A 22,982-nucleotide genomic window follows, 5' to 3' on the forward strand; every position below is an offset into this window, starting at 1 on the left:
CCTTAGTTGATACGTTGACTCAGTTGACTCGTTTGAAAATCAGATCCCAGACACCGTGGCCCAGACGATGGCCACGCTGCTCGAATTTGGTCAGGGGGCGCCAGTCGGGACGGGGCACCCAGTTGCCGGTGGCGGAGGTGTTCTCGTACCCCTCGGCGGCACTCATCACCTCCAGCATGTGCTCGGCGTAGTTCTCCCAGTCGGTGGCCATGTGGAAGACGCCACCGATGGCAAGCTTCTGGCGGATATCCTGGGCAAAGGCAGGCTGCACGATGCGACGCTTGTGGTGGCGGCTCTTGTGCCAGGGGTCCGGGAAGAAGAGCTGCAGGCAGGAGAGAGAACCGTTCGGGATCATGTGCTCCAGCACTTCCACCGCATCGTGGCAGATGACGCGCAGGTTGGTGACGCCCGCCTCCTGGGCGGTGCCAAGGCAGGCGCCCACACCCGGAGAGTGCACCTCGATGCCGATGAAGTTCTTCTCGGGGGCGTTCTTGGCCATCTCCACCAGGGAGGCGCCCATGCCGAACCCGATCTCCAGCACCACGGGTGCCTCGCGGCCAAACAGGGCCACCATGTCGAGCGGCTCTGGTGCGAAATCGATGCCCATGACCGGCCAGAGCTCTTCCAGGGCCTTCTCCTGCCCTTTGGTCAGGCGGCCTTCGCGACGGACGAAGCTGCGGATCTTGCGCATGAACTTGCCGTCTTCGTTAAACACATCTTGGGTCACAGACATAGTAAATTGCTCGTTATTGCATCGCTCTGGAACAGAGCCGACATAAATGGATCGCTCGTTATTGCATCAGTTCGCAAAAACAGGGGAGCGAATTATCCCAAGATAGGCACAAGGCGCAAGTGTTTCCCACAACAAATCCCCCGGGACTGCCCACTTCCACCGGCAAGGTTGACAAATGCCACCCCCTTCACAGAATCTGCCGGACGTCAGGTTCATCCTGACGCGGAAAAATAAAACCATATACAACAAAGGATTGCAGTATGAAGAAAACCCTGTTGGCCCTCGTCCTGCCTGCCCTGCTGGCCGGTTGCAACCCCTCTGACAACGACTCCCAACCCCCTGCCCCCGCGGCTCAGGCCCATGAATTTCTGGTGCAACTGAGCTCTGGCGCAGAAGGGATAGGCGCTCGTCCCACGGGCACCGAGGCCGAAACCCGCGCCGCCGCCTGGATCCAGGATCACCTGACCGGTTGGGGTTACGAGGTGCAGAACCAGCCATTCACCTACACCCGGGGCGGCACAGACCGAACCTCCCAGAACATCGTCGCCGAGCTCAAGGGTCAGAGCGACAAGGTGATTCTCATCGGTGCCCACTATGACAGCACCGGCGAGAAGAAAGGATCCGAAGGTGCCACCGACAACGGGGCCGGCGTCGCCGCCCTGCTGGCGGTTGCCGAGGCACTCAAGGGAGAGACCCTGCCCTACACGGTGCGCTTCGCCTTCTTCGGCGCCGAGGAAAACGGCCTCAACGGCTCCAGAGCCTATGCCGCCAGTCTCGACACCGATGCCGTCGCCAAGCTGCTGGCCATGGTGAACTACGACACCATCGCCGGGGGCGACATCGTCTATGTCCACTCGGCCCACTCCGACGTGGCCGAGTACAACTGCGCCGACCCGAGCCGCTACAGCTTCGATCCCAAGGTGCGCGATCGCCTGCTGGCCATCTCCCAGCAGACCGCCACCCCGTTTGCCATCCACCCCAGCTACAGCGGCTACCCGGAAGGGGAGACCGGCAGCTGGTCCGATCATGCCCCCTTTGCCTGCCTGGGGGTGCCCATCGCCTACGTGGAGGCCACCAACTTCACCATCAACGGGGAAGATGGCTATGACGGCTACTCCCAGAGCACCAATCCGGCGCTGTGGGACTGCTACGACGACGCCACCAAGAGCGCCTGCGACCGGGACAGCGAGACCCAGTGGGGCAAGATCTGGCACACGGAGCATGATCGTCTCGACAAGATGGCCGAGCTCTTCCCGGGCCGGATTGAGCAGCAGCTCGGGGCCAATACCGACCTGATGATCCGCTTCCTCAAGGCGCCGGGGCTCTGACCCCCATCTCGCCCGATGTCCCCCTGACAGGGGTTTTTGCGCCCCCGGCCGGGGTCGGGACGATAAAATTCGGGCAGGTGCCAAACCTGCCCTTTTTTATGGATTTTTGTGACAGCCATTGCCTCATTTCTGAAATCTGATACAAACGGATAACCTGGCGGTTGAATGGAGCGACCGCCACCTAGTCAGAGAGAACCCTATGCAGCCGTTTTTTGCCCAGCGCTTCGAGAAGGTCGAGCCTTCCTTTATCCGCGAAATCCTCAAAGTTGCCGCCAATCCGGAGATCATCTCCTTCGCCGGCGGCCTGCCCAACCCCCATCTGTTCCCGGTCAAGGCCATCGAGCAAGCGTGCCAGGACGTGCTGCGCGAGCAGGGAGCCGCCGCGCTGCAATACGCCACCACCGAGGGCTTTGCCCCGCTGCGCCAGTTCATCGCCGATCGCTACCTGAGCCGCCACGGCATGGCCGTCAATCCGGACAACATCCTCATCACCAGCGGCTCCCAGCAGGCGCTGGATCTGCTGGGCAAGGTGCTGGTGAACGAGGGGCAGGATCTCATCATCGAAGAGCCGGGCTACCTTGGCGCCATCCAGGCGTTCTCCGTCTATCAACCGAATTTCAAGCCCATCACCCTGGGTGAAGAGGGGCTGGATCTGGCCGCGCTGGATGCGCTGCTGGAGCAGGGTACCAGTGCCAGGCTGCTGTACGGGGTGCCGAACTTCCAGAACCCGAGCGGTGTTTCCTACAGCCGCGCCAACCGCGAGGCCCTGGCGGAGCGCCTGGTGCGCCACGATCTGCTGATGGTGGAAGACGACCCCTACGGCGAGCTGCGCTTCGAGGGAGAACACCTCCCTCCCATCGCCAAGCTGGCCCCCCACAACACCGTGCTGCTCGGGTCCTTCTCCAAGACGGTGGTGCCCGCCTTCCGCCTGGGCTGGATGGTGGTGCCGGACTGGCTGCGCAAGAAGGTCACCATCGCCAAGCAGGCCACCGACCTGCACAGCAACGCCTTCAGCCAGCAGGTGCTGCACCGCTTCCTGACCGACAACTCCCTCGACGCTCACCTGGAGAAGATCAAGGAGGTCTATGGTCGCCAGCGTGCCGCCATGGAAGCCGCCCTCGCCCGCCACTGTCCGCCCGGCGTCAGCTACACCCGTCCCGAAGGGGGCATGTTCCTCTGGCTGACCCTGCCGTCCAGCGTCAGTGCCATGGCCCTGTTCGACGAGGCCATCAAGGAGAAGGTTGCCTTCGTGCCCGGCGCCCCCTTCTATGTGCGCCCCGAGATCCAGAATACCCTGCGCCTGAGCTTCTCCTGTGTGGATGAGGCGACCACGGAAGAGGGTGTTCAGCGTCTGTGCCGCGCCCTGGCCCGCATGCTCTGAGCCATCCGGCCATAAAAAAACCAGCGACCCGGTCGCTGGTTTTTTTTTTGCCTCGCGCTTTCCCCTCAGCGCCCCTGCCCGGCCAGCTGGCTGACAAACTCCTTCATGGGCATGGGCCTGCCAAACAGGTAGCCCTGCAGGAAGGTCACCTCGCGGGCCTTCAGATAGTCGGCCTGCACCTGATTCTCCACCCCTTCCGCCACCAGTTGCAGACCGAGCCGGGTCGCCAGATCGATGACGTTCTCCACGATGTGGCTGGAGAGCGCGTCCGACCCAATCATGCCGACGAAGCTCTGATCGATCTTGAGGAAGTCGACCTGGAAGGTCTGCAGGTAGGTCAGGCTGGAGTGGCCGGTGCCGAAATCGTCGATGGCGATGAAGACCCCGAGGGCATGCAGCTCGGCAAAGAGCCGGTCCGTCGTCTCGTCCGCCACGATGAGCTCGCGCTCGGTCAGCTCCAGCACCAGCTTGATGGGATTCCCCTTGAAGGCGTTGATGAAATCCCGGCAATCTTCCACCAGGCTCAGATCCTTGCAGTGGCTGGCGCTGATGTTGAAGCCGAAGTGGAACCCTCGCGGCAGATGGTGCGCCTTGCCCGCAAACTGTTCGCGCACCTGCGCCATCAGCAACCGGGTCATGGGCACGATGAGGCCACTGTCCTCTGCCAGGGGAATGAAGCGATCCGGCGAGATCATCCCCTGACGGGGGTGTTGCCAGCGCATCAGCACCTCGCAACCGCTCCATTGGCCGTCCTCCCCGTTCACCACGGGTTGCAGATAGGGGATGAACTCCTGCTGGGAGAGTGCCCGTTTCAGCTCCTGGGCCGGCGACGTCGAACGGCCCATCAGCCAGAAGACCGCCACCCCGAGCAGCAGGCTCAGCAGAGGATAAATAATGACGCCCACCTTGGAGTAGTCCCAGATGTGGGCACGGTACTCATCCACCGACACCGTGGTCACTACCTTGAACGGGTACCTGGTCGAGACCTGTTCGAGATAGCCATTGCGATCCTTGGGGATCAGCTTGTCGGTGAGTTCGCTGTTTCGCAGCAGCATCTCGTTGCCGACCACCAGCCCCAGTGGGGAGTTGCGGCTCAGCATGTCCAGGATGTTGAGCAGGTAGTAGCCGTCGACCCCCACCAGCACGCTGAACTCGCCCACCTCTTCCCGGTAGGCGATGAGGGGGCGATTCGGGGTGACCGGGTTGCCCTTCATCAGGTCGAGCCTGCCTCCGACATAGTCATCCAGCTTGATGCCGCCATCGACCGGGCCATAGAGGGAAGAGCAGTAGATCCGATCCCCCCTGGCCAGGTTGACGCTGCGCACATCCGGCACCGTGGCCACCTGATCCCTGAGCCCCTGCACCACCTCGAGACAGGGCCTGCCCAGGCTGCCGGTGAGGGCCGACGCCGCCAACTGGGCATTGTCCAGAGTGCGGTCGAACATGACCCTGGCATGTTCCAGGCGCGCCACCGCATCCTGTTTCACGCCGGTGGCGGTCTGCCAGATGACGATGACGAGCCCAAGGAGCATGGGCAACAGACCGGCCAGCAAGGCACAGAGCAGCCGGACATAGAATTGACGCACCTTCAAACGTCGAAATGGCATAACGGCCCTCATGAACATGGCGAAAAAGCGCTCGATTTTACCCGCTGGCGCCCGTTTGGCAAGCCGGAATGAGCCCCTGATACCGCCGCGCCACGGCGCCCCCCCGTGGTCGCAACGCCCGGCAACCCCCTGGACAAAGGGGGCGGCGTCTTGGGAGACAAAAATCATAATGCTCATAAAAACAGGAGCTTGTCCATCGGGCACCCAGGCTCTAGAGTAGACCCTAGAGCGTCAGGGAGGCAGGACATGAAGATACTGATCACGGGGGGCACGGGGTTTATCGGCCGCCGTCTGGTGGCACACCTCAAGGTGGCGCACGAAGTCGTCGTGCTGACCCGCCAGGGCAGCCGGGCCTACGAGCTGCTCGGCCACGATGTCACCCTGCTGGACAGCCTGGACAGGCTGGATCACCTCAATGACGTGGACATCGTCATCAACCTGGCCGGCGAACCCATCGCCGCCGGACGCTGGAGCGAGTCCCGCAAGCAGTTGCTCTGCAACAGCCGCTGGCTGCTGACCGAACAGATGGTAGATCTCGTCAAACTCTCCAGCACGCCCCCCAGATTGCTGCTCAATGCCTCCGCCATCGGCTGGTATGGCCGCCAGGATGACGCTCCTCTGGATGAAACATGCCAGAGCCCTCACGACGAATTCACCCACCGTCTCTGTCAGCAGTGGGAGCAGCTTGCCCAGCAGGCCCGCTCGGCCCAGACCCGGGTCTGCATCCTGCGCATCGGCCTGGTACTCGGCATGGAGGGGGGCGCCTTGCCCAGGATGCTGCCCCCTTACCGCCTGGGCCTCGGCGGCCCCATGGGCAGCGGCACCCAGATGATGAGCTGGATCCACGTGCAGGATCTGGTGCGGGCCATGCTGTTTCTCATCGAGCACGGCGAGTGTGACGGCATCTTCAACGGCACGGCCCCGGAACCGGTCAGCAATCGCCGGTTCAGCGAGACCCTGGCCGCCACGCTCCATCGCCCGCACCTCTTCTTCGTACCGGCCCCCCTCCTGCGACTCCTGATGGGAGAGGCGGCGGATCTGCTGCTCACCGGACAGCAGGTACTGCCCGCCCGCTTGCAGCAGGCCGGTTTTCACTTCAGCTTCCCGGCTCTGCCCGGCGCTCTGGACAATCTGCTGCACTCACCCCGTTGACCCAATGACACATCCCGACCGAGGTCGGGATGTGTCGAGCCATCAGAGCAGCCCCTGCCCCAGTCCCCTGAGCCGGTCGCTCAGGGTACCCGCCAGCAGTTGGCGGCGCATGCCCTGTCCGGCCAGGGTCACCAGCACGGCCCCAAGCAGGGGGAGTGCAGCCCAGATGGCCCAGTGGAACTGCCACTGCGCCCCCTCCCACCACCACTGCAGACCGAAGGAGCAGAGCTCCACCACCATGGCGGCGCAGAGCCCTGCCAGGGCACCGCTCGCCACCAGCTCCCAGCGCAACATCTTCTCGAGCAGGGCGCTGCCCGCCCCCAAGGTGCGCATCAGCAGCAGCTCCCGGCGCCGATGGGCCATGCCGGCCTGGGTCTGGGTCAGCAGCACCAGCAGGGCGGCCACCGTCACCAGCCCGAGCATCAACCCCAGGGCGCGGCTCACCTGATCGGAGACCAGAGTGAGGCGGCCTATCAGATCCTCCACATCGATGAGGCTCACCGTGGGGTGGCGGCGGATGAGTTCCACCTCTGCCCCTCGCCCCTCAGGCGGCAGACGATAGCTGCCGAGCCAGGTCTGGGAGAAGGGGGCCAGCACGTCCGGCGAGAAGATCATGTAGAAGTTCGGCCTCATGTTGTCCCACTTGATGGACCTCAGGCTGGTCACCCTGGCCTCGAACGCCCGCCCCTCTATGGTGAAGCCGAGCACGTCGCCGAGTGCGATGCCGAGCCGTCCCGCCAGTGCCTCGTCGACGGAGACTTCCCCCTTGCCGGCCAGCCATTGACCGGCAGTGACCTTGTTGTCGGCGGGCAGGGCCGATGTGGTGGTGAAGTTGAGCTCCCTGTCCACCCCCTCCCGCGCCGCATCCTCCCCCACCGCCTCACCGGCGATACGGGTCAGGCGCCCGCGCACCATGGGGTAGAAGTCCGAGGTGATGGCCCCGGCCTGGTGCAGATCGGCCAGGATCCCTTCCCGCTCGCTGTCCGCCACATTGACCAGGAAGCGGTTCGGGGCGTCGGCAGGCAACCGGGTGGAAAAATCCTCCAGCAGATCGACCCGCGCTGCCCACAGCAGCCCGAACAGCATCAGGGCCAGGGCGAAACCCGCCAGCTGGAACAGACCACTGCCCCGCTCACGGGAGAGGTGATTGATGGCCAGGCGCAGGGCATGGGGCCCCTTGAGCCGACTGCCAAGGCGCAGCAGCACGGAGGCGAGCAGGGCCAGCAGCGCCATCAACACCCCCATGCCGCCGATGAGCCCGCAGGCCAGCCTGATGTCGGCGGTAAAGCCCCACACCAGGGCAAACAGCCCGATGAGCCCCACGGGCACCGTCAGCCAGGGGGGGATCCCCGCCTCCAGCTCCCGGCGCAGCACCCGCAGCGGCGGTACCTTGAGCAGCCTCAGGAAGGGGACGAACGCCAGCATCAGGGTGATGAAGAAGGCGACCGCGAGGCCCAGGGCGAAGGGTCGCCAGGAGGGGGGCGGCAGATCCGCAGGCAGCAGATCCCCCAGCAGGTTCAGGGTCAGCCACTGCATGGCGCTGCCCGCCACCAGCCCCATCAGGGCCCCCACCAGGGTCAGGGAGAACAGCAGGGTGCCCATCAGTTGCCACAGGGTGCGCCGCGAGGCCCCCAGGGTCTTGAGCAGGGCCACCATGTTGGTCTGGCGCTCGGCGAAATGGCGCACCGCTATCCCCATGGCCAGGGCGCCGAGCAGCACGCCGGCAAGGGATGCCAGACGGAAGAAGCGCTCGGCATTGCCCAGGGATTTCCCCACCTGGGTACCCTGATCGTCGGGTTTGACGAGCTTTTGCCCGGCGCTCAGCCTGGGGTTGAGCCAGGCCTCATAGCGGGTGATGGCGTCACGGGGCCCCTTGACGAGATAGCGCCACTGCTGGCGACTGCCCGGCAGCAGGGCCCCGGTCGCCTCGATATCGGCGCTGTGGATCAAGGCCCTTGGCGCCATCTGGAAGGGGCTGAACCCCTGATCCGGCTCCTGGCCCAGCTCCCCTGCCACCGTCAGCCGGGTGTTGCCGACCTCGAGTACCTCCCCCACCTTGGCGCCGAGCAGCTGCATCACCCTGGCGGAGAGCCAGATCTCGCCGGGCGCCGGGGCGCGCTGGGGAGTGAGCTCCAGCTTGCCGTAGAAGGGAAAATCCCCGGGCACGGCGCGGATGGAGGCCAGTTGCAGGGTATCACCGTGAAACAGCATGCTGTTGAAGCTGACCGTGGTCTGCACGGCCAGCCCCTCCTGATGCGCCTGCGCCAGCCACTCTGCCGGTGCCGGCGTCGCGGAGCGCAGCACCCTGTCCCCTCCGATGAAATCCCGCCCGGAGGCCTTGAGCCCCGCATCCAGCCGATCCGCCACCAGAGCCACGCTGAGCACGCAGGCGACGCTCAGCGCCAGCGCCAGCACAAACCAGCGCAGCTCCCCGCTGAACCCTTCCCGGCGCAGCAGCTTCAATCCCAGTCGCCACTGACTCATGACGCCTCCCTCACCGTCCATGCTGCTGCCAACGATCGCCTGGTGCAGCTCTGTCTCCAATGACTCATGACAGCTCTCCCACCCTGGCCGCCATGACAGCCTGTGCCTCCAGCCGCCCGGCTGACATCACCAGCTGCCGCTGGCAGCGCTGGGCCAGCTCATGGTCATGGGTCACCACCACCAGGGTGGTGTTGTGCTCGCGGTTGAGACGAAACAGCAGTTCGATCACCGTCTCCCCGGTCTTGCTGTCGAGGTTGCCGGTGGGCTCGTCCGCCAGCAGCAGGCTGGGGCGGGTCATGAAGGCACGGGCAATGGCGACCCGCTGCTGCTCGCCGCCGGAGAGGCGTGGCGGCAGGTGGTGCAACCGCTCTCCCAGACCGACCTGGGCCAGCAGCTCCCGGGCACGGGGCTCGCTGTCGGTCTCCCCCCGCAGCTCGGCCGGCAACATGACGTTTTCCAGGGCGCTCAGGGTGGGCAGCAGCAGGAACGACTGGAACACGAACCCCACCTGCTCGGCCCGTAGCCTGGCGCGTCCCTCCTCGTCCAGCCGGGTGAGGGAGTGGCCGAGGATCTCTATTTCGCCGCTGCTCGGCAGATCGAGACCGGCCAGCAAACCGAGCAGGGTGGACTTGCCGGAACCGGACGCACCGACCAGCGCCAGCGTCTCGCCGGTATTGACTTGCAGATCGATCCCTTCAAGGATGGTGAGGCTTTCCTGACCGAGGCGAACGGTTTTACCGAGCCCCCTGACGGCGATAATGGGCGTTGAACTCATCTTGGGTATCCTGTTTGCCTGAACCTGTAATGACAATAGAACGTGGGAGTTGACTGCATGATGCGTCTCTTGTTTGCCGTGAGTTGCCTGTGCTGCTGGGCGGCGTCCGTCCAGGCCCAGACCCTGCTGGTACTGGGCGACAGCCTGAGTGCCGGCTACCAGATGCAGGCCGAACAGAGCTGGCCTGCCCTGCTCAATGAAAAGTGGCAGCAGCAGGGGGGAGCACACACCCTCATCAATGCCAGCATCAGCGGTGAAACGACCCAGGGCGGCCTGGCCCGCCTGCCCGCCCTGCTCGAAACCCACAAACCGGACTGGGTGTTGATCGAACTCGGCGCCAACGACGGGCTGCGGGGCTTTGCTCCCGCCATCACCCGGGCCAACCTGACCAAGATGATCGAGCTCACCCGGGCGCACCAGGCGAAGACGGTGCTGACCCAGATCCTGCTGCCCCGCAACTATGGGGCGCGCTATCTGCAACAGTTCGAGCAGATCTTCCCGGATCTTGCGAAGGCCAACGACCTGCCGCTGATGCCCTTCTTTCTGGATGATATTGTGCTGCGCCCTGAACTCATGATGAACGATGGACTGCACCCGACGGCCGCCGCCCAGCCCCGGATCCGCGACAAGGTCGCCCGCTTTGTCGAGCCTCTGCTGACACAATAGCCCGGTGGCCGGGCCCCTGGCCTTCCCCTTGCCCAGCAAAAAGCCCCCGCATGGCGGGGGCTTTTTCATGGTTCGGCGTGCCGGGTTCAACGGCCCAGGATCTGCCGCATCCGCTGCTGTGCCACGTCCACCAGCAAGTCGGGCTGGAATTTGGAGATGAAGCGATCACACCCCACCTTCTTGACCATGGCCTCATTGAAGTTGCCGCTCAGGGAGGTATTGAGGGTGATGAAGAGATCGGACATGCGCGGATCGCTGCGCACCTCGTGAGTCAGGCGATAACCATCCATCTCCGGCATCTCGGCATCCGTGATCATCAGCATGATCTCGTCGGTCACCTTCTTGCCCGCATCGCACCACCCCTTGAGCAGCTTGAGGGCCTGCAAGCCGTCCTGGCACTCGATGACCTCGAGCCCGAGCTGGGCGAGGGTCTCGCGCACCTGGTTGCGGGCCGTGCTGGAGTCATCGACGATGAGCACCCGACGTCCCTGCATCTGGGGCAGGATCTCCTCGTCCAGCACCTCGGACGAGATGCGCACGTCATAGGTGATGATCTCCGCCAGCACCTTCTCCACGTCGATGATCTCGACGATCTGGTCGACGCCCCCTTCCGGGATGCGGGTGATGGCGGTGAGGTAGTTGGCACGACCCGCCGAACGGGGCGGCGGCAGTATGTCCTTCCAGGTCATGTTGACGATGTGGGCCACCTGCCCCACCAGGAACCCCTGAATGGTGCGGTTGTACTCGGTGATGATGAGGTTGGACTCCTGATCGATGGCCATGGGACGCATCCCGATGGCACCGCGCAGGTTGATGACGGGGATGGAGACGCCGCGAATGTTGGCGACGCCGCTGATGTTGTGGTGGGACCCTGGCATCTTGTTCAGATGGGGCAGCTTGACCACTTCCCGCACCTTGAAGACGTTGATCGCAAACAGTTGCTGGGCACCCAAACGGAACATCAGCAGTTCCAGGCGATTCTCCCCTACAAGCTGGGTACGTTGATCCACTGAATCCAATATGCTCGCCATATAACGCCCTTACGTCCATTTCCCGAAATTGCCCCGCACCGGAGCTGCGACATGCCAACCAGCCCCGCTTTCCCTGTCGGGACAACGCAAGCCTATATAGAAATAATGAAAAGCGTCGAGGAAAGATAGGATCTTGACCACGGGGCGTGATCATCGCCCCATCACTGCCTCATGGCAAGCACAGCCACGCACCGGCCCCGACAACAAGGGTATCGACCACACAGGGCCATTGCTGAACCCCGGCGTGCCGCTCTTGTCATCCAGCGCGGCCCGCCAGCAACAAAAAGACCGGCCACATGGGCCGGTCCTGGGATGTGCAGTGCGTCCGGGACGACTTAGAAGTTGTACTGCAGGGCCACGGCGACGATGTCGTCGGTGGACTTGTTCAGGCTGTTCTTGCCGGTGGAACCCACTTCGTCCAGCAGGTTGATCTTGTAGTCCACGTAGGCATTGAAGTTGTCGGTGAAGTTGTACCAGGCACCCACGGAGACGTATTCGGTCGCGGTGTCATCGATGCCGTGAGCGCTGTCCTTCACGTCGGTACGCAGGTAGGCCAGGGAGGGCTTGAACTTCGGCGTGATGTTGTACTGCACGACCGCTTCGTAGCCATCCATCTTCTCGGCGTAACCGCGCAGGGAGCCGGTGTCCACGAAGAGGTGATCTTCACCGTGGGAGTAGGTGGCGGCCATGTAGAGGTTGCCGACGGCATACTTGGCGCCCACCCCGAACAGCTTGGCGTCGTTGTCGCCGCCGAAGCTCACGTTCTCGGCCTGTTCGTCGGTCTTGCCAGCCTGGTTGTAGGCGGCACCCAGGCTCAGGCCCATGTTGAAGTCATAGTTGGCAGAGAGGGCATACCCCTCGGAAGAACCTTTCGGGCTCCAGGTGCTGTTCGGACCGACGCGCTCGCTGCGGCTCGCGTTCTGCGGGTCGTTGTTGCCGGTGAACTGGGCACCCAGGGTCAGCCCCTGCCAGTTGTACATGTACTGGGCCAGGCCGTTGGTACGACCGGTACCGAACACCTCGGTGTCCTTGCCCAGACCATCACCACCCCACTCCGGCAGCACGTCGGTGTAGTTGTTCACCGCCTTGGTGAACAGACCGTCCTGGCGGCCGTAGCTGAAGGCACCGAAGCGATCGTGCTTGATGCCCGCATAGGCGTAACGCAGCTCGTCGTTGTCAGAACCGGAGACCGGCAGGTTGTACTCGGCGAAGCCGAACGCGGTCAGATCCTCGTCAACCTTGGTTTCACCTGCGATGTGCAGACGCAGGTAGCTGGCATCGCCTTCGGTGGCATTGTCATCGGTGCCGTAGTACATGCCGTTGACGCGGCCGCCGATGTCCAGTTTGGTACCATTCTGATCGTAAACGTTGGCGGCCTGTGCACCACCGGCCAGCAGCAGGCTGGAGATGGCCATCGTCAATGCTGTCTTTTTCATTGTTCTTTCCTCAGGTGTAAGCACTCTCTGTCAGACCAGAGTTCGGTCGTGATGATCGGTTGATGTGCCGATGGCCTAAGGTAGATCCGGAAACCTTGATGGGAACTGAAGCGGCGAACGATTAATTATAAAAGCATCAATTCGAGCTGACGCCGCGACATATAGTGTCACATGAAATGACACTGGTAGAATTTATGACCATAAAAAATCATATTTTAAACACAAGTTATCTGAAAAGCCTGATTAATGCAGTTTAATCCTTCAGCATAGCGAGAAGCAGGGGAGCCCTGCCGGGCGACACGGACTCCCCGCTTATGTTCCCCGCCTCGTCAGACCGGCTGCCAGCCGCGCATGACCCTCAGCAGGTCCTTCCAGCTCACTATGCCCACCAGGGCGCCGTTTTCCAGCACAGGCAGACAGGAGATCTGGTGCTCCAGCATGAGGCCGGCGGCCTCTTTCAGGGAGCGTTCGGGGGAGACGGTGATGGGTTCACGGCTCATGATCTGGTGGGCGCGCCGGTTGAGGGTCTCGGTGTCCCGGTTCATCTCGGCATCCGTGTCCAGATAGGGGCTGATGGCACGCAGCAGATCCCGGTCCGAGATGACCCCCACCAGCTCCTCTTCTTCCACCACCAGGAGGTGGCGGAAATGGGCCTGCTCGAAGATCTCCTTGATGACGCTCAGCCTGTCATCCATGGAAACGGTCGCGACCCGGGTCGTCATGATCTCTTTAATCAACATGGTCAGCCTCCTGCCCCCCAGATGTCTCTGTTATGACACGTTTTTCCGGCGGCAGCCATCCCCCCCGCCCTCAAGTGCAAATTTGTGTCATTTCACGTAAGATCCGCGCCAGTTTCTCTCCTTCAATCGAGCCAAGCAGACCCATCCATGATAGTTGCCAGTCAAATCGAACTGATCCGCGGCGGCCGCACGCTGCTGGACAACGCGTCCGCCACCATACACCCCGGCCACAAGGTGGGCCTGGTGGGCAAGAACGGCTGTGGCAAGTCCACCTTCTTTGCGCTGGTGCGGGGCGAGCTGGCCATCGACAACGGCAGCTTCAGCCTGCCCGCCGGCTGGCAGATTGCCGGCGTGGCCCAGGAGACCCCGGCGCTGGACTGCTCCGCCCTGGAGTACGTGATCGACGGCGACAAGGAGTTCCGCGCCCTGGAGGCCGAGCTCGCCCGGGCCGAGGCGGATGACAACGGTCTGCTGGTGGCCGAGCTGCACGGCAAGCTCGATACCATAGGTGCCTACAGCATTCGCGCCCGCGCCGCCGAGCTGCTGCACGGTCTGGGTTTTGGCGGCGATCAGCTCGACTCGCCGGTCAGAAGCTTCTCCGGTGGCTGGCGCATGCGCCTGAACCTGGCCCAGGCGCTGCTCTGCCGCTCCGATCTGCTGCTGCTGGATGAACCGACCAACCACCTGGATCTCGACGCCGTCATCTGGCTGGAGAAGTGGCTCAAGGGCTATCAGGGCACGCTGGTGCTCATTTCTCACGACCGCGACTTCCTCGACTCCGTGGTGAATCGCATCATCCATATCGAGAACGGCAAGCTCAACGAATACAGCGGCGGCTACTCCGACTTCGAACTGCAACGGGCCGAGCACCTGGCCCAGCAGCAGTCCATGTACGAGAAGCAGCAGCGGGAGATGGCCCACATGCAATCCTATGTGGACCGCTTCCGCTACAAGGCCTCCAAGGCCCGTCAGGCCCAGAGCCGCTTGAAGGCCATGGAGCGGATGGAGAAGATCCTGCCCGCTCACGCCGACTCCGAGTTCAGCTTCGAGTTTCGCGAGCCCTCCGCTCTGCCGACCCCGCTCATCGCCATGGAGAACCTCAGCGCCGGTTACGGCGACAAGGTGATCCTGGAGAAGATCAAACTCAACCTGGTGCCGGGGTCGCGCATCGGCCTGCTTGGTCGCAACGGCGCGGGCAAGTCCACCTTCATCAAGATGCTGTCGGGCTCCAACCCGCCCCTCTCCGGCAAGCTGGAGGTGAGCGCCGGGGTGAGCATCGGCTACTTCGCCCAGCATCAGCTCGAGACCCTGCGCCTCGATGACAGCCCCCTCGATCACCTGGTGCGCCTGGCCCCGGACAAGACCGAGCAGGAGCTTCGCAACTACCTCGGCAGCTTCGGTTTTCATGGCGACAAGGTGCTCGACAAGGTGGCCCCCTTCTCCGGCGGTGAGAAAGCGCGTCTGGTGCTGGCCCTCATCACCTGGCAAAAGCCCAACCTGCTGCTGCTGGATGAACCGACCAACCACCTGGATCTGGAGATGCGCCACGCCCTGACCATGGCCCTGCAAGGGTTCGAGGGGGCCATGGTGGTGGTCTCTCACGACCGTCATCTGCTGCGCACCACCACGGATGACTTCTATCTGGTCCACGGCGGCCGGGTCGAGCCCTTCGATGGGGATCTCGACGACTACCACAAGTGGCTCGGCGAGCAGGAGAAAGAGGCCAATGCCAAGCCGGCAGATGGCACCGTCTCCGCCAACTCGGCGGTGGCGCGCAAGGATCAGAAGCGCCTTGAGGCCCAGTTCCGGCAAGCGACCCGGCCGCTGCGCCAGAAGCTCGAGAAGCTCGAGGCCAGCATGGAGAAGCTGCAAGGCAGGCTCGCCGATATCGAGCACCAGCTCGCCGATCCCGCCATCTATGAAGAGAGTGCCAAGGGCAAGCTCTCCGAGCTGCTCAAGTCCCAGGGCCCTCTCAAGGAGGAGCTGGAGCACGTCGAGCTGGAGTGGATGAGCCTCTCTGAAGAGCTGGAAACCATGGAGCAGGCCTTCTTTGCGTGATGAAGTCTTGATGGCCAGCGAGCGGGTCAGCCCCGACGCCCTCCCCACCCCTTCCGAGTTCTGGACATGGAGCACAGGCGCCTATGGCCAGCGCAGCCAGGACTGGCTCCACGTGCAAAGCATGGGGGGCAACGTCAACCTGGCACTCCTGCTGCACCACCTCGACCTGCTCCGGATCCCGGTCGACCTCACGGACTTGCAACCGGCCCTGGTACAGACCGAGGCGGTGCTGCTCCCCTGGCGCACCCTGCGCCAGCAGGCCAAGTCACGGGTGGGGGCCGAGGAGTACCAGACCATGCTGGCCCACGAACTGGAGCTGGAGCGGCTGCAACAGGGGGTCTTACTGCAGACCCTGCGCACCCTCGCCCTGTTTCGCGGCGACAGCCGCAACCTGTTTCACTATCTATCGTTACTGGGTGCCCAGCAGGGCCCCCTCAGAGATCTCATATGCTGAGCTACCGCCACGCCTTTCACGCCGGCAACCACGCCGACGTGCTCAAACACGCCGTCCAGGCCCTGATCATCGAGTCCCTCAAGAAGAAGGAAAAACCCTTCATCGTGCTGGACACCCATGCCGGTGGCGGTCTCTACGACCTGCGCGGCGACTGGTCCCAGAAGAAAGCGGAATATGCCGACGGGATCAAACGCCTGTGGGATGAGCGGGCCCAGTGGTCTGCCATGGCCCCCTATCTGGGTGTCATCGAGGAGATGAACAGCGATGGTCAGCTGCACTACTACCCCGGCTCGCCGGAGCTGTCACGCCGCCTCATCCGCGATCAGGACAAGCTGGCGCTGATGGAGCTGCACAACAACGAGGTGGAGGATCTTCGCGCCAACATGGGGTACGACCCCCGCGTCGCCGTCCACCATCGCGACGGCTTCGAGGGGCTGGTGGCCCTGCTGCCGCCCACCCCGCGCCGCGGCCTGGTGCTGATCGATCCTCCCTATGAGCTCAAGGAAGATTACTTCGCCGTGGTCGATACCCTGAAAAAGGCACAGAAGCGCTGGGCCACCGGCATCTATGCGCTCTGGTATCCCATCCTCGGGCAAGAGGCTGACAAGTCCCGCGACATGCTCAAAGCGATCAAGCGCGAGAACTTCGGCAACGTCCTGGTAGCGGAGCTGGAAGTGGCCGGCCAGACTGCCGATTGGGGCATGAACGGCTCCGGCATGCTCATCGTCAGCCCCCCCTGGATGCTGGACGAGCAGATCGAAGCCTTCTTGAAACCCTTGTGCGCCAGGCTGGCGCAGGGCGCCGGCGCCCAGTACAGGGTGGAGTGGCTGAGCAAGGCCGAGGCCTGACCCTCGGAACCACAGAAATGAAGAAGGGCCTGTCACAGCAGGCCCTTTTTCATTGGGGCTGATGACCCGGCCCGCTCACGCTGGCCAGCTGCTCGGGTAGGCGGCTCGCCAGCCAGTCGATGGCGAGCCGGGTCTTGAGGGGCAGATGCGGACCACGGGGCCAGAGGGCGTTGATGGGATAGCGCCGACCCGGCAACCGGGCCAGCAGCTCGCGCAGCTCGCCCCGCTCAAGGTGAGGCCGCGCCAGCCAGGTCGGCAGCCAGGCGAGACCAAAGCCCGCGATGGCCGCCTGGGCGATGGCGTTGAGATCGTCCATCTGCAACCGCCCTCTGGGTTGAACCTCGCGCCATGCCTCGGCCTCCTGCCACCACCACGACAGCACCCGCCCCTGGCGCAGATAGGCGATGCACTCGTGCTCCGGTAACTCGGCCAGGGTCACAGGTTCCCCCCGCTCGGCCAGATAGGCGGGCGAGGCGCAGAGCGTCATGCCGTGCTCCCCGAGCCTGCGCGCCGCCAGATCCAGGCTGTCCGGCGGCTCTGCGTTGCGGATCACCAGATCCACCCCCTCCTCCACCAGATCCACCTTGCGGTCGCTAAACGACAGCTCCAGGGCCAGCCCGGGATGCGCCTTCGCCAGCGCCAGCAAAATGGGGGCCACGCACTGCTGGCCGAACAGCACCGGCATGGAGACCTTCAATCTGCCGTTGAGGGTGAGCTTGTTGCTGGCCAGCGCCGTTTCCCCAAGACGCACCTCCTCCAGCGCCCGCAGGCAGTGGCGATAGAAGAGCGCCCCCTCTTCGGTCAGGCTCTGGCTGCGGGTAGTGCGATGAAACAGTTGCACGCCGAGACGCAGCTCCAGCCGCGCCACCCCCTTGCCCACCGCCGAGCGGGTGAGGTGAAGCCGCTCCGCCGCCTGGGCGAAGCTGCCCGCCTCTACCACGGTGGCGAAGAGATCGATGCCGTTGAGCGTGTTTGCCATCTATTGCATACCTTTTGGAACCAATATGGCGAAATACTATCAGCACTGCGGAAAAAAATGACTGGTAAGCTCCCTTCATTCTTCACACGTTTCAGATGGAGTTCCCCTCATGAGCCAGATCCTGCTGCTGCAATCCAGCCTCAACGGCCCCGCATCCCGCACCAACCAGTTGATGGAGCACTTCCTGCAAACACGCCGGGAGCAGGGCCACCAGGACCAGGTGGTGGTGCGCGACCTGACCGCCCTCGACTTGCCCGCCCTCGACAGCCCGTTGTTTCACGCCCTGCGCGGGGCGGAACCGGCCAATGAGGCCATCCGGCAGGCGGTGGCGCTGTCGGATCGGCTGATTGCCGAACTCAAGGCCGCCGACCTGCTGCTGATCGGCGCCCCCATGTACAACCTCAATGTACCGACCCCCCTCAAGAACTGGTTCGATCTGGTGGCACGGGCCAGGGTGACTTTCCGTTACACCGACACCTACCCCATGGGGCTGGTGGAGGGGGTCAACGCCCTGGTGTTCAGCAGCCGCGGCGGCGTGCATCAGGGACAGGCGACGGATGCGGTCACCCCCTACCTCCAATCCGTGCTCGGCCTGATGGGCATCGCGGAGGTGGAATTCGTCTACGCAGAGGGGATGGATCTGCACCCCCACGGGGCGGAACAGGGAATGCGCGAGGCCCATGCTCGGATCGCTGGCCTCGGCAGGTAGGGCCATCACCCGATCTTGCCCCTTCCAACCGGCCACCTGCTGCGCGGGACATTCCAAGTAAAAAAGCCCCGCAAGGGGCTTTTCTATGACTGCGGCAGTAGCGGAAGAGACTAGGCTTGCCTCGCATCAGGGCCTGCGGGCATGTCCCGCCAGAGCGCCAGAATGAGCAGCGCCAGCAGGGCAAAGGGCGGCACCAGGCAGAGCAGCACGCACAGGAAGGTGACAAGCCCCGGGTGGCGGCTCTTGCGCCGGGCCAGTCGCCAGGCCACCACGCCGACGACGATCATCAGCAGCAGCATGAAGAGAACAAACAGGTTGGAGTTGATGGTCATGAAAGCTCCTTTTTCATGGCAAAAGGCACACTCTAGCGCCGTTGCGGTCCCGGGCAACTCCCAATCTGGTGGGGCCTCCCCCGGTCGATAGGCATTTTCTATTTCGCCGATAGATGAGAATGGTTTTCATTTGATGGGGTTCTGGGTGATACTGCCTTCATCGCCAGAGGAGACACCACCATGAAAAAGACCATCAGCTTCGCCATCCTGCACTTCAGTGTCGCCTTCACCGTGGCTTACCTGCTGACCGGCGAACTGCTCACCGCCAGCCTGATCGCCCTCATCGAGCCCGCCGTGAACACGGTCGCCTTCTACTTCCACGACCTTGGCTGGCACAAGCTCAAGCCTGAGCACAGCCTGCAGGCCAAGACCAGCAGCTTCGCCCTGGTCCACTTCTCGGTGGCCTTCGGTGTCGCCTACCTGCTGAGTGGCGAGCTGCTCACCGGCGGCGTGATGGCACTGATCGAACCTGCCATCAACACCGTCGTCTTCTTCTTCCACGAGCGGCTGTGGCGCAGCCGCCAGACCTTGGCGCTGGCCGGCGTCTGATTGCCACGCAGGGCCGCCCGGCACCCAAAAACACGGGGTGCTCCTGCCTCTTTAGGGTGTAAAGTGTGCTCTGGTCACGGGGCATCATGCCCCCTGTTGGAGCCCTGTCGATGAACAAGATCTTGCTTGGAACCTTGCTGTTTTCCCCTCTGCTAGCCGCGGCGGCCACCCCGTCCTTCGAGTGCGCCAAGGCGAAAGGCGCCGCCGAAACCCTCATCTGCAAGGATGCCGGACTGGCTGCGCTGGATAACGAGCTGTCAGCCCTCTATCCCAAGGCGATTGCCGGGTTCTCCCCCGAGCAGCAGAAGAGCGAGCGCGCCATCCAGCGCGGCTGGATCAAGGGGCGCAACGACTGCTGGAAGGCGGGCGACCTGCGCCAGTGCGTGGAAGAGAGCTACCAGTTGCGGATCACCGAGTTGCAGATAAAAGGCGGCCAACTGAGGGTGCCGACGCCGGTCGATTATCAGTGCGGCAAGAGCGTCACCCTCTCCACCTACTTCTACAACGAGGCCAAGCGGCCCGCCGCCATGATCAATCTGAGCGAGGGTAACAACCAGCAGCAGGTGCTCGCCTATGAGACCCCCAGCGCCAGCGGCGCCCGGTACGAGGGGCAAAACCTCACCCTCTGGACCAAGGGGAGCGACGCCATGCTGGAGCGCTACGGTCAGCCCACCCTCAACTGCAGCGAGATCCCGGGCAACTGATCCCCCGCCCGGCCAGAGGCCGGGCAACCACTCCCGAACAGGCAGCAAGTGGGTCACCAGTTGGTGGCCGCTCGCCCCCTTTTACCTATCCCCAGCCCCCTCTCGCCAATCCAGCCCGGACGCCAGGCTTTCGGGCTGACCTCCATTTGTTGATCTTGCCCGGCAATTCGCCATTTCCTCCTTTCCCTTCGCTCGCGGGCCGTTAATATAGCCAATTGGCAACACACGCCTCGTCGGAGTCTCCCATGAGCCATGCCAACCACGCCCCTTTGGTCAATCGCAGCAAACTGGAAGCTGACATTCAGGGCGATAGCGTCGCCAAAGGGCACAACCGGCAAGAGGTAAGTGACTGATTCAACCATGTCGAGTGGAGTGAATGTATGGAAACGCACACACTGCATCGGGGTCGGCTGATCGACCATCTCCAGCTGGTGGTGAAAGACCTGACCGCCAGCGAGCGCTTTTACAGGGCCATACTGGCCACCCTCGATGTGCCAATCGGCGGTGCGGGTGAGGGTTACTTCTGGGCTGACGAGCTGTTTGTCACATCCATCGACAGCCCGGCAGCGCTCGGCGCACTGACCGGTCGCCATCACCTCGCCTTCCAGGCGCAGGACCGCGCCACAGTCGATCGCTTCTATCAGGCAGCGCTGGCCCATGGCGGCCAGGATAACGGCGCCCCCGGCGAGCGGGTCTATCACCCCGGCTATTACGCCGCCTTTGTCCTCGATCCGGACGGCAATAATATCGAAGCGGTCTATCACGGCGAGGCAAAGCGCAGCGCGGGGTCGGTGGAAATTCGGTTTTAGCAAGAAAGCGGGACGCCTGTGACTTAGAGTCCACTATGGTGCCGCAGTGGGCAACTGCCAGCTCATAATGGTGGGTGTCCAAATTTTTAATACGGAAGGCTCATTTATCGGATTAGTACCGTCTTCCATCTAATCACTGTTAGATCCCACGGAGAAGTTCCTATGACCGAAGCAATGCTTGCCCTGACCATTCGGGGCGTTGTCATGGTGCTCATGATTGCGGCAGCGATGTGTCAGTTGGTGTTTGGATATCGTGCCTACCGAGCGAAGTCCGAGCTTGGCTCTGAGAAATCAACCCTTCACCTCGGAGATCTAATGATTTCTTCCAATTCCGTTGGCGCGTTCGTCATGGCGTCTGCGGTTGCTTGGGCTATTCCTCCTATGTTCCTTGCACCAGACTACAGCCGCACCCCTGATTCTGAACAAGTTGCAGCCCTTCCAAGCGCGCTGAACTTTCAGACAGCTTCGTTGAAGGCAGCAAACCCTTCTGACTCACGTAGCACACTTAGCAATCCTGCCGAGCTAGAGAAGCTATTTTCCGCCGCGGCCGGCAAGGCACAGCAGGCATCCTTTGGACCGGTTGCACTCGATGGAGTGTCAGCGAGCTTCGACCTAAACACTGTAAAGGCTGTAGAGACTGGCCCTAATACATACGCCGTTGAGTCGCTGGTTTCTAATGGTTCACAAGCCGCTATTGTCACCTTTACCGCCACCCAGCAAGACGGCGAGATCAGTTTTACGCCCACACAAGTGACGGGAAAGGAGCGCTAGTGGGGTCTAACATTTCATTCAAGCCGAAGCCGCTTCGCGGCTCGGCTTAATTCATACGTTAGCTATATCGGGGGATAGATTGAATCGGGAAGTTTTTCAAAAACAATACGACTTTGAGCTCGAGCAGAGAAACGGTATAGCTTCGGCGACAAACACACCTATTGTTGCATTAACAATACTCGGTGGAGCGCTTTCTGCTGTAACAACTGAATTTAAATACTCTAATGAGCCAGTTACATATTTGTTTTTGTTGTTTGTCACTCTTGCAATCGGCAGTATGTTAATATCGGTTTATAAGCTAGTTCGGACATTATTAGGCTATTCATATCAAAAAATACCGCCAGCAAAACAGTTGAGAAAACATCTAGACAATCTGAAGAAATGGCACAATGAAAATGGCTCAAGTGAAGATGGAGCAGTTACTGATTTTGATGAGTATTTTGACGAAAAATTATCGGAGGCTGCAGAGCATAACAGCACAAACAATATAAAAAGAGGTAACTACTTACACGATGCAACTTTATTCGTGGTTGTTTCCTTTGTCTTTCTATTCTGTGCTTCACCTTTTTATATTTATGAGCAAGTCACTTCAGAAAATATGGTTTACCAAGTAAATTTAATTGACAACATATCCAACAAAGAGGAAGAAATTATGGCCAATAACGATTCAGGTAGCAGCAATCAAGGACAGCAAGCAGCTCCCAGAGCAACCCCTTCGCAGACGCCTTCAGCAGCGCCTAAGCCAACAGGCCCACAAAATGTGGTCTTTAAAGGCAATACTGATGGCGGTAAGACAAGTGCTTCCGACAGCGGACCAAAAGACAATAAATAGCTAAAAAATTCTGGGACACCCACCATCTCGATAGCAGACTTGTCTGGCAAGGTGGGTGTTCCCTGCCAATCCAACTCCTCCCTCCCCCTGGGGATTCAATCCCCCCAGCCACTGACCTATAGTGGCCCCTACTCGAACAACCTTTGCGAGCAGCACCATGTATATCGGCGAATTTGCCCGGCTGGCGGGCACCACCCCAAAGGCGGTCCGCCTCTACGAGCAGCTCGGGCTGCTGCCCGAGCCCAGGCGGCGCGGCAAGTATCGCGTCTACCGGGCCGAGGATCTGGAGTGGGTCGGCTTTATCCGCGAGGCCCAGCGGCTTGGCTGCAAGCTCGGGGAGCTGGTTCCCCTGCTCGCGGGCGTCACCAGCCTCGATCACTTCCCTTGGCAGAAGGTGGAGCAGCTTATCGCGGACAAGCTGGCGCAGATCGAGGCGGAGGTCGCCCGGCTGCAACGCCAGCATCAGGGCTTGAGCCAGTGCGCCACGCTGCTGGCGCAGCACCCCTGCCGCTATGGCGCCCCGGCGCGGCAATCCCCCGACGGGCGGGATCATCCCGCCGCCGCGGATCGGGGGCAAAAGGTGGCTTGACTCTGTCCCATGGGA

General features: G+C 62.3%; 23 protein-coding genes. 14 read left to right on the plus strand and 9 right to left on the minus strand.

Going from position 1 to position 22,982, the window contains the following annotated elements; genetic code table 11:
- Positions 1-19: 19 nt before the first annotated feature.
- Complete coding sequence (gene trmB, locus ACB037_RS04190) at positions 20-733, minus strand: tRNA (guanosine(46)-N7)-methyltransferase TrmB (RefSeq protein ID WP_010675501.1); 714 nt, start codon at positions 731-733, stop codon at positions 20-22.
- Between the two features lie 260 nt (positions 734-993).
- Between trmB and ACB037_RS04195 the strand changes: the two genes are divergently transcribed.
- Positions 994-2,061, plus strand: a complete 1,068-nt coding sequence (locus tag ACB037_RS04195) for a M28 family metallopeptidase (RefSeq protein ID WP_045525680.1) — start codon at positions 994-996, stop codon at positions 2,059-2,061.
- A 199-nt stretch (positions 2,062-2,260) separates the two neighbouring features.
- Entirely contained in the window at positions 2,261-3,442 is a 1,182-nt protein-coding gene (locus tag ACB037_RS04200; protein WP_268451377.1) for a PLP-dependent aminotransferase family protein, read from the plus strand.
- A 65-nt stretch (positions 3,443-3,507) separates the two neighbouring features.
- On the opposite strand, the gene ACB037_RS04205 is transcribed toward ACB037_RS04200, so the two are convergent.
- A complete protein-coding gene (locus ACB037_RS04205) occupies positions 3,508-5,049 on the minus strand; it encodes a cyclic diguanylate phosphodiesterase (protein ID WP_039040184.1) in 1,542 nt (513 codons plus the stop codon).
- Positions 5,050-5,295: 246 nt separating this feature from the next.
- Between ACB037_RS04205 and ACB037_RS04210 the strand changes: the two genes are divergently transcribed.
- Positions 5,296-6,201, plus strand: a complete 906-nt coding sequence (locus ACB037_RS04210; protein WP_371174923.1) for a TIGR01777 family oxidoreductase — start codon at positions 5,296-5,298, stop codon at positions 6,199-6,201.
- 42 nt (positions 6,202-6,243) lie between these two features.
- Here the strand turns inward: ACB037_RS04210 and ACB037_RS04215 are convergent, their stop codons facing one another.
- Both ACB037_RS04215 and ACB037_RS04220 read right to left on the minus strand, forming a co-directional pair.
- A complete protein-coding gene (locus ACB037_RS04215) occupies positions 6,244-8,685 on the minus strand; it encodes an ABC transporter permease (RefSeq protein WP_049636604.1) in 2,442 nt (813 codons plus the stop codon).
- Positions 8,686-8,749: 64 nt separating this feature from the next.
- Positions 8,750-9,460, minus strand: coding sequence for an ABC transporter ATP-binding protein (locus tag ACB037_RS04220; protein WP_042016058.1), 711 nt, complete (start codon positions 9,458-9,460; stop codon positions 8,750-8,752).
- 57 nt (positions 9,461-9,517) lie between these two features.
- Here ACB037_RS04220 and ACB037_RS04225 point away from each other — a divergent pair, with 57 nt between their 5' ends.
- Positions 9,518-10,126, plus strand: a complete 609-nt coding sequence (locus ACB037_RS04225; RefSeq protein WP_319907159.1) for an arylesterase — start codon at positions 9,518-9,520, stop codon at positions 10,124-10,126.
- Positions 10,127-10,212: 86 nt separating this feature from the next.
- On the opposite strand, the gene ACB037_RS04230 is transcribed toward ACB037_RS04225, so the two are convergent.
- The 3 genes from ACB037_RS04230 to ACB037_RS04240 all read right to left on the minus strand — a co-directional run bounded on the left by ACB037_RS04230 (position 10,213) and on the right by ACB037_RS04240 (position 13,333).
- Entirely contained in the window at positions 10,213-11,157 is a 945-nt protein-coding gene (locus ACB037_RS04230) for a chemotaxis protein CheV (RefSeq protein WP_041212426.1), read from the minus strand.
- A gap of 335 nt (positions 11,158-11,492) precedes the next feature.
- On the minus strand, positions 11,493-12,593 hold the full coding sequence (locus tag ACB037_RS04235) for a porin (RefSeq protein ID WP_029314791.1): 1,101 nt from the start codon (positions 12,591-12,593) through the stop codon (positions 11,493-11,495).
- Positions 12,594-12,922: 329 nt separating this feature from the next.
- The gene (locus tag ACB037_RS04240) at positions 12,923-13,333 is read right to left on the minus strand and encodes a CBS domain-containing protein (protein WP_010675511.1); all 411 of its coding nucleotides are present in this window, start codon (positions 13,331-13,333) and stop codon (positions 12,923-12,925) included.
- 147 nt (positions 13,334-13,480) lie between these two features.
- Here ACB037_RS04240 and ACB037_RS04245 point away from each other — a divergent pair, with 147 nt between their 5' ends.
- The 3 genes from ACB037_RS04245 to ACB037_RS04255 are packed head-to-tail and all read left to right on the plus strand — an operon-like array spanning position 13,481 to position 16,693.
- Positions 13,481-15,391: an ABC transporter ATP-binding protein gene (locus ACB037_RS04245; protein ID WP_151027891.1), complete on the plus strand. Its 1,911-nt coding sequence runs from the start codon at positions 13,481-13,483 to the stop codon at positions 15,389-15,391.
- A complete protein-coding gene (locus ACB037_RS04250; protein ID WP_371174924.1) occupies positions 15,384-15,845 on the plus strand; it encodes a DUF2390 domain-containing protein in 462 nt (153 codons plus the stop codon). The genes ACB037_RS04245 and ACB037_RS04250 overlap by 8 nt, the downstream gene beginning before the upstream one ends.
- Positions 15,839-16,693, plus strand: a complete 855-nt coding sequence (locus ACB037_RS04255; protein WP_180911392.1) for a 23S rRNA (adenine(2030)-N(6))-methyltransferase RlmJ — start codon at positions 15,839-15,841, stop codon at positions 16,691-16,693. Before ACB037_RS04250 ends, ACB037_RS04255 begins: the two co-directional genes overlap by 7 nt.
- Before the next feature lie 49 nt (positions 16,694-16,742).
- Here the strand turns inward: ACB037_RS04255 and ACB037_RS04260 are convergent, their stop codons facing one another.
- Positions 16,743-17,672: a LysR family transcriptional regulator gene (locus ACB037_RS04260; RefSeq protein ID WP_371174925.1), complete on the minus strand. Its 930-nt coding sequence runs from the start codon at positions 17,670-17,672 to the stop codon at positions 16,743-16,745.
- A gap of 109 nt (positions 17,673-17,781) precedes the next feature.
- On the opposite strand from ACB037_RS04260, the gene ACB037_RS04265 reads away from it, so the two are divergent.
- Positions 17,782-18,381 carry an FMN-dependent NADH-azoreductase gene (locus ACB037_RS04265; protein ID WP_239052990.1) on the plus strand — a complete coding sequence of 200 codons (600 nt, stop codon included), beginning with the start codon at positions 17,782-17,784 and terminating at the stop codon, positions 18,379-18,381.
- Between the two features lie 110 nt (positions 18,382-18,491).
- Here ACB037_RS04265 and ACB037_RS04270 read toward each other — a convergent pair whose 3' ends face one another.
- Complete coding sequence (locus ACB037_RS04270; protein ID WP_010675517.1) at positions 18,492-18,713, minus strand: hypothetical protein; 222 nt, start codon at positions 18,711-18,713, stop codon at positions 18,492-18,494.
- Positions 18,714-18,893: 180 nt separating this feature from the next.
- On the opposite strand from ACB037_RS04270, the gene ACB037_RS04275 reads away from it, so the two are divergent.
- The 6 genes from ACB037_RS04275 (at position 18,894) to ACB037_RS04300 (ending at position 22,967) form a co-directional block, all read left to right on the plus strand.
- The gene (locus ACB037_RS04275; protein ID WP_048206987.1) at positions 18,894-19,262 is read left to right on the plus strand and encodes a DUF2061 domain-containing protein; all 369 of its coding nucleotides are present in this window, start codon (positions 18,894-18,896) and stop codon (positions 19,260-19,262) included.
- Positions 19,263-19,372: 110 nt separating this feature from the next.
- Positions 19,373-19,966 carry an MliC family protein gene (locus ACB037_RS04280; RefSeq protein WP_069652043.1) on the plus strand — a complete coding sequence of 198 codons (594 nt, stop codon included), beginning with the start codon at positions 19,373-19,375 and terminating at the stop codon, positions 19,964-19,966.
- Between the two features lie 380 nt (positions 19,967-20,346).
- The gene (locus ACB037_RS04285) at positions 20,347-20,775 is read left to right on the plus strand and encodes a VOC family protein (RefSeq protein WP_161470199.1); all 429 of its coding nucleotides are present in this window, start codon (positions 20,347-20,349) and stop codon (positions 20,773-20,775) included.
- A 162-nt stretch (positions 20,776-20,937) separates the two neighbouring features.
- Positions 20,938-21,546 (plus strand): hypothetical protein, encoded by a 609-nt coding sequence (locus ACB037_RS04290; protein ID WP_339331789.1) that lies wholly within the window; start codon positions 20,938-20,940, stop codon positions 21,544-21,546.
- 79 nt (positions 21,547-21,625) lie between these two features.
- A complete protein-coding gene (locus ACB037_RS04295; RefSeq protein WP_371174926.1) occupies positions 21,626-22,378 on the plus strand; it encodes a hypothetical protein in 753 nt (250 codons plus the stop codon).
- 157 nt (positions 22,379-22,535) lie between these two features.
- Positions 22,536-22,967: a MerR family transcriptional regulator gene (locus ACB037_RS04300; RefSeq protein WP_041212963.1), complete on the plus strand. Its 432-nt coding sequence runs from the start codon at positions 22,536-22,538 to the stop codon at positions 22,965-22,967.
- The last annotated feature ends 15 nt before the right edge of the window (positions 22,968-22,982 follow it).

This window comes from Aeromonas sp. S19(2024), assembly GCF_041402625.1.
GTDB classification, from domain to species: Bacteria; Pseudomonadota; Gammaproteobacteria; order Enterobacterales; family Aeromonadaceae; genus Aeromonas; species Aeromonas caviae.

Bases quoted from the DNA above. Each gene is read 5' to 3' on its own strand.
- trmB (WP_010675501.1), bottom strand. From the start codon at position 733: ATGTCTGTGACCCAAGATGTGTTTAACGAAGACGGCAAGTTCATGCGC.
- ACB037_RS04195 (WP_045525680.1), top strand. From the start codon at position 994: ATGAAGAAAACCCTGTTGGCCCTCGTCCTGCCTGCCCTGCTGGCCGGT.
- ACB037_RS04200 (WP_268451377.1), top strand. From the start codon at position 2,261: ATGCAGCCGTTTTTTGCCCAGCGCTTCGAGAAGGTCGAGCCTTCCTTT.
- ACB037_RS04205 (WP_039040184.1), bottom strand. From the start codon at position 5,049: ATGCCATTTCGACGTTTGAAGGTGCGTCAATTCTATGTCCGGCTGCTC.
- ACB037_RS04210 (WP_371174923.1), top strand. From the start codon at position 5,296: ATGAAGATACTGATCACGGGGGGCACGGGGTTTATCGGCCGCCGTCTG.
- ACB037_RS04215 (WP_049636604.1), bottom strand. From the start codon at position 8,685: ATGAGTCAGTGGCGACTGGGATTGAAGCTGCTGCGCCGGGAAGGGTTC.
- ACB037_RS04220 (WP_042016058.1), bottom strand. From the start codon at position 9,460: ATGAGTTCAACGCCCATTATCGCCGTCAGGGGGCTCGGTAAAACCGTT.
- ACB037_RS04225 (WP_319907159.1), top strand. From the start codon at position 9,518: ATGATGCGTCTCTTGTTTGCCGTGAGTTGCCTGTGCTGCTGGGCGGCG.
- ACB037_RS04230 (WP_041212426.1), bottom strand. From the start codon at position 11,157: ATGGCGAGCATATTGGATTCAGTGGATCAACGTACCCAGCTTGTAGGG.
- ACB037_RS04235 (WP_029314791.1), bottom strand. From the start codon at position 12,593: ATGAAAAAGACAGCATTGACGATGGCCATCTCCAGCCTGCTGCTGGCC.
- ACB037_RS04240 (WP_010675511.1), bottom strand. From the start codon at position 13,333: ATGTTGATTAAAGAGATCATGACGACCCGGGTCGCGACCGTTTCCATG.
- ACB037_RS04245 (WP_151027891.1), top strand. From the start codon at position 13,481: ATGATAGTTGCCAGTCAAATCGAACTGATCCGCGGCGGCCGCACGCTG.
- ACB037_RS04255 (WP_180911392.1), top strand. From the start codon at position 15,839: ATGCTGAGCTACCGCCACGCCTTTCACGCCGGCAACCACGCCGACGTG.
- ACB037_RS04260 (WP_371174925.1), bottom strand. From the start codon at position 17,672: ATGGCAAACACGCTCAACGGCATCGATCTCTTCGCCACCGTGGTAGAG.
- ACB037_RS04265 (WP_239052990.1), top strand. From the start codon at position 17,782: ATGAGCCAGATCCTGCTGCTGCAATCCAGCCTCAACGGCCCCGCATCC.
- ACB037_RS04270 (WP_010675517.1), bottom strand. From the start codon at position 18,713: ATGACCATCAACTCCAACCTGTTTGTTCTCTTCATGCTGCTGCTGATG.
- ACB037_RS04275 (WP_048206987.1), top strand. From the start codon at position 18,894: ATGAAAAAGACCATCAGCTTCGCCATCCTGCACTTCAGTGTCGCCTTC.
- ACB037_RS04280 (WP_069652043.1), top strand. From the start codon at position 19,373: ATGAACAAGATCTTGCTTGGAACCTTGCTGTTTTCCCCTCTGCTAGCC.
- ACB037_RS04285 (WP_161470199.1), top strand. From the start codon at position 20,347: ATGGAAACGCACACACTGCATCGGGGTCGGCTGATCGACCATCTCCAG.
- ACB037_RS04290 (WP_339331789.1), top strand. From the start codon at position 20,938: ATGACCGAAGCAATGCTTGCCCTGACCATTCGGGGCGTTGTCATGGTG.
- ACB037_RS04300 (WP_041212963.1), top strand. From the start codon at position 22,536: ATGTATATCGGCGAATTTGCCCGGCTGGCGGGCACCACCCCAAAGGCG.